11 protein-coding genes are annotated in these 12,780 nt (G+C 64.3%); 7 read left to right on the top strand and 4 right to left on the bottom strand.

Annotated elements, in window-relative coordinates:
* Positions 1-234: 234 nt before the first annotated feature.
* Both C2U40_RS26680 and C2U40_RS05560 read left to right on the top strand, forming a co-directional pair.
* Positions 235-384: a hypothetical protein gene (locus C2U40_RS26680; RefSeq protein ID WP_162837661.1), complete on the top strand. Its 150-nt coding sequence runs from the start codon at positions 235-237 to the stop codon at positions 382-384.
* Positions 384-1,727 carry an APC family permease gene (locus tag C2U40_RS05560; RefSeq protein WP_103829214.1) on the top strand — a complete coding sequence of 448 codons (1,344 nt, stop codon included), beginning with the start codon at positions 384-386 and terminating at the stop codon, positions 1,725-1,727. The genes C2U40_RS26680 and C2U40_RS05560 overlap by 1 nt, the downstream gene beginning before the upstream one ends.
* Before the next feature lie 98 nt (positions 1,728-1,825).
* Here C2U40_RS05560 and C2U40_RS05555 read toward each other — a convergent pair whose 3' ends face one another.
* A complete protein-coding gene (locus C2U40_RS05555) occupies positions 1,826-2,206 on the bottom strand; it encodes a hypothetical protein (protein WP_043121510.1) in 381 nt (126 codons plus the stop codon).
* Positions 2,207-2,454: 248 nt separating this feature from the next.
* On the opposite strand from C2U40_RS05555, the gene C2U40_RS05550 reads away from it, so the two are divergent.
* The 5 genes from C2U40_RS05550 (at position 2,455) to C2U40_RS05530 (ending at position 9,571) form a co-directional block, all read left to right on the top strand.
* Positions 2,455-3,609: a sodium:phosphate symporter gene (locus C2U40_RS05550; RefSeq protein ID WP_024945097.1), complete on the top strand. Its 1,155-nt coding sequence runs from the start codon at positions 2,455-2,457 to the stop codon at positions 3,607-3,609.
* 163 nt (positions 3,610-3,772) lie between these two features.
* Complete coding sequence (locus C2U40_RS05545; RefSeq protein WP_103829215.1) at positions 3,773-4,243, top strand: FKBP-type peptidyl-prolyl cis-trans isomerase; 471 nt, start codon at positions 3,773-3,775, stop codon at positions 4,241-4,243.
* A 247-nt stretch (positions 4,244-4,490) separates the two neighbouring features.
* Positions 4,491-5,258: a DODA-type extradiol aromatic ring-opening family dioxygenase gene (locus C2U40_RS05540; RefSeq protein WP_103829216.1), complete on the top strand. Its 768-nt coding sequence runs from the start codon at positions 4,491-4,493 to the stop codon at positions 5,256-5,258.
* 163 nt (positions 5,259-5,421) lie between these two features.
* Positions 5,422-8,703 carry a response regulator gene (locus tag C2U40_RS05535; protein WP_103829217.1) on the top strand — a complete coding sequence of 1,094 codons (3,282 nt, stop codon included), beginning with the start codon at positions 5,422-5,424 and terminating at the stop codon, positions 8,701-8,703.
* 190 nt (positions 8,704-8,893) lie between these two features.
* Positions 8,894-9,571: a Crp/Fnr family transcriptional regulator gene (locus tag C2U40_RS05530; protein ID WP_103829218.1), complete on the top strand. Its 678-nt coding sequence runs from the start codon at positions 8,894-8,896 to the stop codon at positions 9,569-9,571.
* A 97-nt stretch (positions 9,572-9,668) separates the two neighbouring features.
* On the opposite strand, the gene tsgA is transcribed toward C2U40_RS05530, so the two are convergent.
* The 3 genes from tsgA to C2U40_RS05515 all read right to left on the bottom strand — a co-directional run bounded on the left by tsgA (position 9,669) and on the right by C2U40_RS05515 (position 12,272).
* On the bottom strand, positions 9,669-10,832 hold the full coding sequence (tsgA, locus tag C2U40_RS05525) for an MFS transporter TsgA (protein ID WP_103829219.1): 1,164 nt from the start codon (positions 10,830-10,832) through the stop codon (positions 9,669-9,671).
* A gap of 54 nt (positions 10,833-10,886) precedes the next feature.
* Positions 10,887-11,588: a purine-nucleoside phosphorylase gene (gene deoD / locus C2U40_RS05520; protein ID WP_017780915.1), complete on the bottom strand. Its 702-nt coding sequence runs from the start codon at positions 11,586-11,588 to the stop codon at positions 10,887-10,889.
* Between the two features lie 303 nt (positions 11,589-11,891).
* Positions 11,892-12,272 (bottom strand): hypothetical protein, encoded by a 381-nt coding sequence (locus tag C2U40_RS05515; protein WP_162498663.1) that lies wholly within the window; start codon positions 12,270-12,272, stop codon positions 11,892-11,894.
* Positions 12,273-12,780: the final 508 nt, after the last annotated feature.

The following is a 12,780-nucleotide window of genomic DNA, read 5'->3' as shown; positions in this document are numbered from 1 at the left end:
AGCCCGGTGGCGCAGCCCGACCTGACCCAGGTCAACAAAATCCCCCGACCGGGGCTTTTTTGCTTGTGTCCTCCCCCCCCTGAGGGCACAATACGCCGCCCCTGAGAGCCGATGTTTTTTGCAGCATCGGTTCTTCGTTTTTTAGGGGAAAACCACATTCACCAAGAGGCCGGACTTTGTACCGGAATTGATATCGAGATTGCCAGGCAATCTCCCGACGTTGTGAGGAAAAACATGGGGCATTTCACTGCTTTCCTGCCGGTGCCCGCCGGCGTACGCCACCCGTCTGTGCCACAGACCGGCGTCCCCTGTGTCCAGCGACGCGCTGCGTCCCTGATCCCGTCCCCCTTCGCCGACCTGGCGATCGCAGAGGAGAAAGCGTGATGGCCGGTGCCAAGCTGCTCAAGACGCTCACCCTGTTCCAGGTAGTGGTGATGGGTCTGGCTTACCTCACACCCATGGCGGTATTCGATACCTTTGCCATCGTCGGTGACATTACCGAAGGCCGCGTCGCCACCGCCTATCTGCTGGCGCTCGGCGGCATTCTGCTGACCGCCTTCAGCTACGGCCATCTGGTGCGCCGCTTCCCCTCCGCGGGCTCGGCTTATACCTATGCCCAGAAGGTGTTCAACCCCTACATCGGTTTCATGGTCGGCTGGTCCTCCCTGCTCGACTACATGTTCATGCCGATGATCAACATCCTGCTGGCCAAGATCTACCTGACCGCCATGTTTCCCGGCGTCGAGCCCTGGATCTTCATCTTCGGTCTGGTGACCGTGATGACCTTCCTCAACCTGCGCGGCATCAACCTGGTGGCCAACTTCAACGGCGTCATCGTCTTCATCCAGCTCGCCATCATCACCGTCTTCCTCGGCCTGATGGGCTGGGGCATCTATCACGGTGAAGGGGCGGCGACCCTGCTGAGCAGCCGGCCGTTCCACTTCGAGTCGGCCGGCATGGTGCCGCTGTTTACCGGCGCCACCATCCTCTGCTTCTCGTTCCTGGGCTTTGACGGCTTGAGCTCGCTCTCCGAAGAGACCCCCAACGCCGGCAAGGTGATCCCTCGCGCCATCGTGCTGACCGCGCTGATCGGCGGCATCATCTTCGTGGCCGTCTCCTACTTCCTGCAGCTCTACTTCCCGGATCTGGCCCGCTTCAAGGAGCCGGACGCCGTACTGCCGGAGATCGCCCTCTACGTCGGTGGCACCCTGTTCCAGAGCGTGGTACTGGTGTGCACCACGGTGGCGGTGCTGGCCTCCGGCATGGCCGCCCACGCCGGCGTGTCGCGCATCCTCTACGTGATGGGGCGTGACCGGATGCTCCCGGAGCGGGTGTTCGGCTACATCCACCCCAAATTCCGCACCCCGGCCATCAACGTGCTGATGGTGGGCGCCCTGGCGCTCTCCGCGGTGTCGTTCGATCTGGACATGGCGCTGGCGCTGGTGAACTTCGGTGCCCTGGTGGCTTTCACCTTCGTCAACCTGTCGGTCATCGGCCAGTTCTGGGTGCGCGAGAAGCGCAACAAGAGCCTCAAGGAGCACCTGCTGTTCCTGGTGCTGCCGCTGCTGGGCGCCGCCACCATAGGCGCGCTCTGGATCAACCTGGAGCAGAGCTCGCTGGAGCTGGGCCTGATCTGGGCCGGCCTCGGCGTCACCTACCTGTTCCTGCGCCTCGCGGTGTTCCGCATCCCCTTCCGTCAGTACGAAGAGGCGGCCGACACCCAGTAAGGGCGGCAAGAACAAGCACAAATGCAGAAGGGGAGCCATGGCTCCCCTTCTTGCTGTGCACGCCGCGCTCGCGGCCCCGCCCAAAGCAGGCAGGCTGATCAGCCCTGATTGATCACCGCGGTGGCGGCCGCCTTGAGCGGATCCTTGGCTACCGCCTTCACATCCTGTTGGGTCTGCTTGAGCTGCTGACCGGCCTGATTGACCTTCTGCTGAGTCCCCTGCAGCTGGCTCTTGCCCTCTTTGAGGCCAGCGGTCTTCTGGTCCAGCACGTCCGTGGTGTGCTTCTTCACCTCGGCCTTGGCCTTCTCTTTCTGCTGGCGCACCAGCTTGTCGGTGTCGCAGTTGCCCTTGACCCCCAGGGTCGCGTTGAGCGCCTCGTTCTTCACCGCCTTGTCGAGGTTGCACTCGGATTTGAACACGCTCGCCTGCGCACCGGCAGACAGCAGACCCAGGGACAGACACAGCACCCATGCACGCATAACAACATCACTCTCGTTGAGGGAAGGAAAGGGGGCAGCATAGCGCCCTGACTCCCGGCTGCAAGCCGCGCGGGGGATCTGCGGCCAAACCGGCCGGGATCCCGGCCAGCTCCGACACCTCCTGTCCAATGAGCCCCGCCTTTCATGTCATCAAAGCATCACAAAAGTGTCACTTTGTCATATTTCTGTCATGGAGCCTTGGTCTAATGCGCCCGTCCATTTTCACGCAGACTGTCCCAAGAGGCTTCATGCACAGCACCCCATCTTTCGCACAACAGCAGACCCGTCGTACCGGCCCACTGTTCAACTGGCTCGCTGTCATCACTCTGATCTACCTGATCCTGGTTGCCGTCGGCGCCGTCTCCCACGGCTTCAAGGGCTTCTCCGGCGGCGCCGAGGGCGCGGCCCAGATCTTCGCCTTCGCCAGCAACCCCTTCGTCGCCCTGCTGCTCGGCATCCTGGCGACCGCCCTGGTGCAATCCTCCAGCACGGTGACCTCGGTCATCGTCGGCCTGGTGGCCGGCGGCCTGCCCATCGGCATGGCCATCCCCATGGTGATGGGCGCCAACCTCGGCACCACCATCACCAACACCATCGTCTCTCTCGGTCATATCCGGGATCGGGGCGAGTTTCGCCGCGCCTTTGCCGCCGCCACCGTGCACGACTTCTTCAACCTGCTGGCGGTGTTCATCTTCCTGCCGCTGGAACTGATGTTCGGCCTGCTGCAAAAGAGCGCAGAGGCGCTGGCCGACCTGCTGGCGGGCTCCGCCGACATGTCGATGCAGGGGATGGACTTCATGAAGCCGCTGCTCTCCCCGGCCCTCACCTTCATCGACGGCCTGGTAGCCTTCCTGCCGGGCAAAGGGCCCGCCATCGCCACCATCTGCATCGGCATCCTGCTGATCCTCGGCTGCGTCACCTGGCTCGGCAAGGTGCTGCAACGGGTGCTGGTGGGCCGTGCCAGAGATCTGTTGCACCGGGCGCTGGGCCGCGGCCCGCTGACCGGCATCGCCTCCGGCACCCTGGTCACCGTGATGGTGCAGTCCTCTTCCACCACCACCAGCCTGATGATCCCGCTGGCCGGCGGCGGCGTGTTCAGCACCCGTCAGCTCTACCCCTTCACCCTGGGCGCCAACATCGGCACCACCATCACCGCCCTGCTGGCCGCCACCGCCATCAGCGGCGCCGGTGCCAAGCTGGCGCTGACCATCGCCCTGGTGCACGTGCTGTTCAACCTGTTCGCCGTGGTGCTCATCTACGGGGTGCCCTTCCTGCGCGAGCTGCCGGTCAAGGCGGCCGAGGGGCTGGCCCGGGTCGGCAGCGAGAACAAGCTGCTGGCGCTCGGTTACGTGGCGGGCCTCTTCTTCGCCCTGCCCGCCCTGATGATGGTGGCTGCCAAGTAACGACAGGGGCCGGGGGATGCGCTGCGTCCCTCGGCTCTGGCTCTAACTCTGGCTTTGCCCGCCCAGTCACATCTTGCCGCCCGCCGGCTCGCCCTCGCCCCCCGGCTGGGATAAGATGCCGCACTCACTGCCCTCTCGGCATTTCACGACATAGGGATACCCGATGAAATTCGTTTTGATCGCGCTGCTGGTTGCCGGCGTCGCCTACTACTTCTACTCGAGCAGCAACAACAAGAAGCAGGCCGTGGAAAACGTGCGCAAGGGCGCCGAGTTCCTCGCCGCCAACAAGGAAAAAACCCTGGTGACCACCACCGCCTCCGGCCTGCAGTATGAAGTGCTGACCCCGGGCACCGGCACCGTTCACCCCACCGCCACCAGCAAGGTGAAGGTGCACTACGAAGGCAAGCTGCTGGATGGCACCGTCTTCGACAGCTCGGTCGCCCGCGGCGAGCCCATCGAGTTTGGCCTCAACCAGGTGATCGCCGGCTGGACCGAAGGGGTACAGCTGATGGTGGAAGGGGAGAAGACCCGCTTCTACATCCCCGCCAACCTGGCCTACGGCGATCGCGCCGCCGGCAAGATCCCGCCGGGATCTGTATTGATCTTCGACGTGGAACTGCTGGGTATTCAGTAAGTTGTTGATGGCAGGCCTGTCGCCTGTTTGATCCCCCAGGGCCGGCCACTGCGCCGGCCTTGTCATAAGTAAACCACCCCTCCTTCCCCCCCTTCACTATCAACCAATAGTGAACAGTGCTTATTCATCAAGCTGGATTGTTAACTTCATTGTCGGGGCAGATAATGACCATATCGTCAGTGGCATGTCGCCCTGGCCCAGAGTTTTTGGTGCGCCGCGCACCGGCACAACGCATATGGAGTCTGTCATGTCTATCGCCCCCGTCTGGTTCATCTCCCATGGCGCCCCGGATCTGGTTCTGCGCGACCAGCCGGCGACCCATTTCCTCAAAAATCTGCGCCTTGGCGATCTCAAGGGGCTGGTGGTCATCTCGGCCCACTGGTTTACCCGCAGCGAGCTGCAGATCAACGTCGAGCCCAATCCGGCCTTGATGTACGACTTCTACGGCTTCCCCGAGCCGCTCTACCACATCCGCTGGCCGGCCAGCAGCCCGCTCTGGCTGCAGGAGGCGGTGAGCGATCAGCTGCTGCTGGCGGGCCTGCCCGCCGAGCCGGTACGCCGCGAGCTGGATCACGGGGTCTGGTCGCCGCTCTCGCTGATGGATCCCGCCAGCAGCGTCCCGCTGGTGCAGCTCTCCATCCCGGCCAGCTTCACCCCGCGCCAGCTGTGGCAACTGGGGGAGGCGCTGCAGCAGCTGCGCACCCAGGGGATCGGCATCCTGGCCTCCGGCGCCATCACCCACAACCTGCGGGCACTGGGGCCGGAGAACTCGCCGGTGCCGGGCTGGGCCCGCAGCTTCGTCAACTGGCTGGAGCTGACCATGAGCGAAGGCGACCGGACCGCGCTGGAAGATTACCGGGCGCGCGCGCCGGGGGCGGTGGAATCCCATCCCCACGACGATCACCTGCGTCCGCTGTTTGTGGCACTCGGTGCCGCCGGCCAGGACAAGCCGGTCAAGCTGCACGACAGCTGGGATGGCGGCAGCCTCTACATGGGATCCTACCGCTTCGGTTGAGCCCTGGCAGTGCCAGACAGTGCAAGATGGCGGGTCGCTTCCCGCCATTTTTTATGGCGCCGGCACTGACAAACTGCTGAATAAAGGTTCATTGTCCGCTGCTCTTCGGTAGAATCGCCGCTTTCGATCACCATCTGACCAGCGGGAGGGGTACAAGCCGGCAATGAACCTTATTCGACCCCTGCTGCTGCTCTGCCTGCTGTTTCCCCTCTGCGCCCAGGCGCTCACCCTGCACAGCCGTCACTATCTGCAGAGCAGCCCGGCCCCCACGCAGGCGGCCGAACAGCAGTGGCTGGCCCAACACCAGCTGCTGCGCGTCGGTGTGCTGCGCCACGACTACCGCCCGTTCGCCATGACCGGGCCGGACGAGCACTTCGAGGGGAACTCCGCCGACTATCTCGACATCGTCGCCAAGACCCTGCAAAAGCCGGTCGAGCTGCGGGTGTTCGACGACAAGCGCAGCGTACTGGCGGCGCTGCGGGCGGGGGAGCTTGATCTCGTCAATCTCGGCAACCTCAGCCTGAGCGGCCCCGACCAGGCGGGCATCGCCCTCAGCCAGCGCTATTTCAGCAGTGCCCCGGTCTTCTCGGCGCTCGCCGCCGAACAGGGCCCGCTGCTGCTGCCGGGCCAGCGGGTCGCCACCGTACAGGGGTATGTGGACGAGGCCGCCTTCAAGCGCTACTACCCGGATCTGGTGCTGGTCAACTACCCCTCCAACGTGGCGGCCTTCGATGCGGTCTTCTTCGGTCGCGAGCCGCTGCTGCTAAGCGACCCCCACTCCCTGCACTACCTCAACAGCGAGCGCTTCGACAAGATCCGGCAGCGCAGCCAGGCGCAGCCCGCCATCGCGGCAGACGGCTTTCGCTTTGCGGTTTCGTCCGACAGCCCCCGGCTGCTGGCGCTGCTCAATCACGCCCTGGCGGGGGTGAGCGACATTACCCACAGCCTCATCTTCAGCCAGTGGAACGGCCCCATCCGCGACATCGTCGAGCGCCCCAGCGAGCTCTACAGCGCAGAGGAGCGCGCCTGGCTGGCGACGGCCGGCCCAGTCAGGGTGTGGTTGATGGACGATCTCTACCCCTACGGGGTGCGCGACTACGACAACCAGCTCACCGGCATGTCGGTGGAGATGCTGGAGAAGATCAGCCGGCGCTCCGGCCTGCGCTTCGAGTTCGTCAGTTATGGCTCGGAGCTCGCGCGCAACGAGGCCCTGCTCAGGGGCGAGCTGGATCTCATCGGCGCCATCTCCCGCCCGGTGGCCGAGAGCTACCGGCTGCGCCCCTCCCTGCCCTATGCCACCGACGACATCTATGTGCTGGTGGCCCGCAAGGGGGATGCCTTGAGCGGCGATCTGGCACAGCTCGCCGGCAAGCGGGTGGGCAGCACCCACTACAACCCCATCGCCAGGCGGCTCGACAACAGCAGAGTGAGCTATCTGGAGAGCGCCGACAAGGCGATGGCGGCAGTCGACGACGGCCGGCTCGACGCCGCCATCGTGCCGCTCTATTTTGCCCAGCACGCGGTGGAGTGCGGCCGGCTCAGCCAGATCCGCATCGCCGGCCCCGCCGACAACCAGCCCATCCGGATGGGCTTTGCCAGCCTGCCCGGCAACCAGATGCTGATGGATGTCATCGACAAGACCATCCTCTCCATCGCCCCCAACGAGCTGGCCACCATGAGCTACCAGTGGCGCAACCGCAAACTGCCGGCCCCCACCTTCATGGAGCGCAACGCCCCCTACTTCTACCTGCTGCTGGCCGGCCTGTTCGCCGTCGCCCTGCTGCTGCTCTATCGCAACCGCATGCTCAACCGGCTGGCCCGCTCGGAGCAGGCCTCCCGCCGCCAGCTGGAGGAGCACGTGCGCTTCATCGAGGCGCTCGGCGAGAGCCTGCCCCACCCCATCGTCGTGCGTGACAAGCGCGGCAAGGTGATCCTCTGCAACAGCAAGTACCTGGCCATCCTCAACGCCCCCATCGAGCGGGTGCTCGGCACCTCGTTTGCCGAGGGGCTCAAGGGGCTGCTTGGCGCCGACGCCATCACTACCCTGGAGCAGGATTTTCAGCAGGTGCTGCAAAGCGGCAGCCCCATCTTGTCGGATCGCATCTTCAGCCAGCGCGGCCCGCGCCAGTTCGTCTACCACTGGATGGTGCCCTACTTTGACTACCGCGGCGCCATCAGCGGGGTGATCAACGGCTGGATCGACATCACCGAGCGCAAGACCATGGAGGAGGCGCTGCGCCGCGCCAAGGAGCAGGCCGACCGCGCCAGCCGCGCCAAGAGCGACTTTCTGGCCACCATGAGCCACGAGATCCGCACCCCCATGAACGCCATCCTCGGCATGCTGGAGCTGGCGAGCCAGGATCCCGCCCTCGCCCCTTACACCGGCGAGCAGCTGCGCATCGCCTCCGAATCCGCCAACGGCCTGCTGGATCTCATCGGCGACGTGCTGGACATCTCCAGCATCGAGTCGGGCCAGCTGACTCTGGCCCCTGAGCCGTGCGAGCTGGCGCCGCTGCTGCACTCGGTGGCCCGTGCCTTTGCGGGCATGGCCGAGCAGAAGGGGCTCAGCTACCGGGTCGAGCTGGATCCCCTGCCGCGGGTGCTGATCGACGGGCCGCGCCTGCGCCAGATCGTCTTCAACCTGCTCGGCAACGCCATCAAGTTCACCGAGCAGGGGGAAGTGAGCCTGCAGGCCAGCCTCGCGGGGAGCGCGGAGCAACCCCAGCTGCACCTGCTCATCCGCGACAGCGGGGTGGGCATAGCGCCCGACAAGCTGCCCGGGCTGTTCAACCCCTTCTACCGCGCCCACTACCCCTACCAGTTCGCCGGCACGGGTCTTGGCCTCAACATCGCCCGCATGCTGTGCCAGCTGATGGGGGGCAAGATAGCGGTCAGCAGCGAGCTTGGCGCCGGCACCGAGCTCAGGATCCGGCTGCCGCTCACCCCGCTGGCGCCAGCGCCAGAGCCAAAGCTAGAGTGCGAACCCTTGCCTGCGCCGCTCGACACCGCGTCGGCCATGGTGCCCTCCCCCAAGCGGCCATCCCCCCCTGCCGCCTCCGGCCGGCTGCGGGTGCTGGTGGTGGACGACAACCACGCCAACCAGGTGCTGCTGCGCCAGCAGCTCAAGCACCTGGGCCACGAGGTGAGCGTGCGCGGCAATGGGGTCGAGGCGCTGCGAGCCATCCAGAGCCACCCCTTCGATCTGGTCATCACCGACTGCCAGATGCCGCTGATGGATGGCTTCGAGCTGACCCGCCGCCTGCGCGCCCGCGGCCATACCCTGCCTATCTGGGGCTTTACCGCCCACGCCACCGCGCGCGAGCGGGAGCGCTGCCTGGCCGCCGGCATGGACGAGTGCCTCTACAAGCCCATCGGCCTGGCCCGGCTGCGCACGGCCCTCGCCAGCCTGGAGCAGAACAGCGCCAGCGCCCTGAGTCCGGTCTGATAATCTGAGCCAGCTTGCGCTGGGCTGTGCTCCCACCCTATCCGCTCCAGCCGTGTCCGCCCCAGTCCTGCCAGCCCGATCCCCGTCACACCCTCGCATGCTCACGCCGGCCCTCAGCGCCTTCGGGCTGGAGTCTGCCAGCGGCAGGGTGTGTAATAGCCGTTTGTGTTTGGCGACGACCCGGAACCCCATGCAACTCAAACCCCTTCTCAAGGGGCGCTTTCAGCCCCACTGGCAGGCCGGCCACCATCTCATCGAACAGGTGGTCAGCTCCTGCATCACGGAGCAGCGTCTCATCCCCGAGGGAGAGCCCCTGATGCGCCAGGGTGAACCGCTGCGGGATCTGGTGCTGGTCAAGAGCGGCCGCATCGCCATGGGCCACACCGCCATGAATGGCCGCCGCTTTCAGCTCGGCACCCTGGAGTGCGACCACCAGCTGTTTGGCGAGATGGAGTTCTTCACCGGCTACCGCTGCCAGCTCGACATCATCGCCGAGGAGCCGCTGGAGGTGGCCCGCATCGACGGCGAGCAGCTGGAGCAGGCGCTGGTCGCCCACCCCAAGGTGGCGCTCTTCTTTGCCACCGCCATTGCCATCGACTATCAGGACACGGTGGATATCTTCACCTGCCGCATGCTCTACCCCATCAGCTACAACATCGCCCTCGACCTCTATCACAGCCACTGCCACCACAACCCGGTGAGCGGCTTTCGCAAGGGGTATCAGGAGGCGGAACGCTTCGGCACCACCGACCGGGTCTACCGGCGGGCGGTGAAAGAGTTGATGGATAAAGGATTGGTGGAGCGCGGCGAGGAGGGGTTGCAGATCCGCGATCTGGCGGGGCTCAAGGCCTTTCTGGAGCAGCCATAAGTCGCAGGCATCAGTCGCCGCCTGAACAGCAACAAGCGGAACAGCAACAAAAAAGAGGGGCGGTCGATACCGCCCCTCTTGCTGTTTACTCCCCCGCTCAGGCCAGACAAGGCTGGGGCCGGGCCATGCGCAGCGACGCCACCAGCATGGCGAGGATCACGCCATAGATAAGCGGGATGGCGTACATCACCGCCTGCAGGCCGATCACCTGCTCGAACATGGCACTGATGGCCGGGCTGAACATGGCCCCCGCGCTGCCGCTGATGAGGATGTAGGAGACGTTCTTGCTCGATGCCTGGCGCACAAACGACACCCCGTAGGCGATAAAGGCGTTGTAGAGGGCCGCGCAGACAAAGCCGTAACCGTAGGTGAGGTAAGGCAGCTGGCTCAGGTTGTCGGTGGTGACGATAAGCGCCGTCATCCCCATCGCCAGCGTGATGATCACCAAGAGGAAGGTGCGGATCGCAATGCGGGTCACGATGGCGGTCGAGACCAGCGCGCCGAGCAGGGCCGCCGTCCAGTACTGGGTGATGATGTTGCCCGCCTCCTCGAAGGGGATGCCGAACTTGTTCTTCACGAACATGGGCGCCCAGGTGAGGAAGGTGTAGAGCGCCAGCATGCCGAGAAAGAGCCCCAATCCGCCGCTGATGATGCCGAGGTTCCACTCCGAGTGCTCGTTGCCGGCGCTCTCGCCGCCCGCCTCGCAGCTGCGGAAGTTGGTCAGCACCGCCACCAGCATGGTCGCCAGCGCCACCACGCCCACCGCCAGATAGCTCCAGCTCCACGCCATGGCGTGGGTCAGGGTGTAGGTGGTGATGAGCGGGAAGACCACCCCGGCCACGTTGAAGGTGGCATCCTGCACCACCAGCATGGTGCTCTGCATCCGCGCCTGCCAGACGCTCACCACCAGGGTCCCCGCAATGCAGAGCCCTACCCCGCCGCACAGGCCGATCACCGTCATGGCCGCCATCACCACATAGAGCGAGCCGGTCAGATGGAGCGCGGCCGCCGCCAGCGCGATCAGGCCGTAGCAGAGCAGCGTCATCCGCTTGAGGCCCACCTTCTCGATGAGGAAGAAGGCGGCAATGGTGCCCGCCAGTGCCCCGCCGTTGAGCAGGGAGAAGATGGAGGCCACCTGATTGACGTCGGCGCCAAACTTGGCGGCGATGGGGTCGATCAGCATGCCGAACTGGGTCGCAAAACCGGCCATCACGAAGTTGGCCAGGAAGCTGATGGCAGTGAGGGAGAGCTTATTGTTCATATTGGATCTCTCATAAGGGTCAGGGTGCGTGCAGGGTTGGGCAGGCCGCGGCGCTTACAGCGCGGTGTGCAGCGCCAGCTCGATCATCTGGTTGAAGGAGAGCTGCCGCTCTTCGGCAGTGGTCTCTTCACCGGTCAGGCAGTGGTCGGAGACAGTCAGGATGGCGAGCGCCTCGATCCCCTGCTGATGGGCCAGCCCGTAGAGACCGGCCACCTCCATGTCGATGCCGAGCACGCCGAACTTCTCCAGCGCCGGGATCAGGTTGTCGTCCGGATCGTAATAGAGGTCGCCGGTGAAGATATTGCCCACCTTGACCGGAATCGCCTTCTCCTGCGCCTTGGTAAAGGCCTTGTGCAACAGGGCAAAATCGGCCGAGGTGGCCATCTGGTAACCGGCGCTGCGCTTGGCATTGGTGGGGGAATCGGTGCCCGCCGCCTGCGCCAGGATCACGTCACGCATCTGCACGTGGCGCTGGGTCGCCCCCAGACTGCCGATGCGGATAATGCGCTTGACCCCGAAGTCGTTCACCAGCTCGTGGGCGTAGAGCACCATGGAGGGGATCCCCATGCCGTGGCCCATCACCGAGATGCGCTGGCCATTGTAGTAGCCGGTGTAGCCCAGCATGTTGCGCACATTGGTCACCTCGCGCGCATCGGTCAGAAAGGTCTCGGCAATATAGCGGGCCCGCAGCGGGTCCCCCGGCATGATGACTGTCTCGGCGAAATCGCCCGGGTTGGCATTGATATGAGCGGTCATTGTTGTTGTGCTCCAGTTTGACTCGTGTGGATGAGGGCATCCTAGCCCCCGCCCCCTCGCCCCTTGCAGGACAAAAGTCCTGTTGCCCCGATCGAGATCCCAGTTCCGGCAACTTCTCCAGAACCACCTCAGCTTGCCCCCCTTCGCCGCCGCTTGTTGGCTCTGAATCAGCCCAGCCCTTGCGGCAAGCCCCTAGCATTTTGAGAACACAGCCTAGTCACCCGGTCAGCGATAACGCCCCACGCCCCAAAAAGCGCGGGGGGCCATCAGGCCCCCCGCAAACACACCGGACAAGAAAACGCCTTACTTGGCGGCGCTATCCTTCACGCACTTCTGGACAAAGCTGTTCTTGGCCGCACCGGCCAGCTTCTTGTCGGCCGCCGCCTTCTCGCACTTGGCCGCCGGATCCACCGCAGCCCCCGTCTTCACGCACTTCTGAATAAAGCTGTTCTTGGCCGCGCCGGCCAGCTTCTTGTCGGCGGCCGCCTTCTCGCATTCGCCGCTCACAGCGCCGGCGGCATCTTTCACGCACTTGCCGACAAAGCTGGTCTTGGCGGCGCCGTTAAGCTTTTTGGCCGCGGCCTGCGCCTCGCACTGCAACTGGGCCGAGTCGTTGGCAAAGACCGGATTGGCCAGCAGCACACTGCCGCAGAGCAGGCCGAACAGGATGGCAATACGCTTCATATGACGTTCCTTATTGTGATGTGTTGGCATGGTGACCCGTTTGCATGATGATCTGATTGCAAGTAACTGTTATGACAACAGCTGATTGTTGCCGCAGATCCCTCGCCTTGCCAGCCAGGGCCACGGAGCACAGGGCACCATAGCCGCACTATAGCGCCGATTGGCCAAGCGGGATTCTCCCCAGCCAGCTCCGTCTCAACAGCAAGTCAGACCCCTCTTCTCCACCACGCCCGCCAACACCAATAAAATCAAAGGCCATGGGAATCCTTGTCCTGCCTCTCCCATTTTTGAACTGGCGCATAAAACGCAGATCTTCCTGATAGTTACGTCAATTTTTGACTGGTTTGCGTATGAGGCTTGAGGATATGCTGGTCATTCGGCGCCTACAGCACCATCCGGGCCCCGCCTGCAGGTCGATGGAGCATATTGGAAGCTGTAATCCATGGGCGGTAGCGTGTTCTTTAATTAGAGTTGAAAGTCAGTAAGTTATTACTTCAAAATAGGAGAT

The organism is Aeromonas sp. ASNIH4 (genome assembly GCF_002934425.1).
GTDB lineage: Bacteria > Pseudomonadota > Gammaproteobacteria > Enterobacterales > Aeromonadaceae > Aeromonas > Aeromonas hydrophila.
Note: the sequence above shows the minus strand (reverse complement) of the source record. Positions and strands in the feature narration are given on the sequence as shown.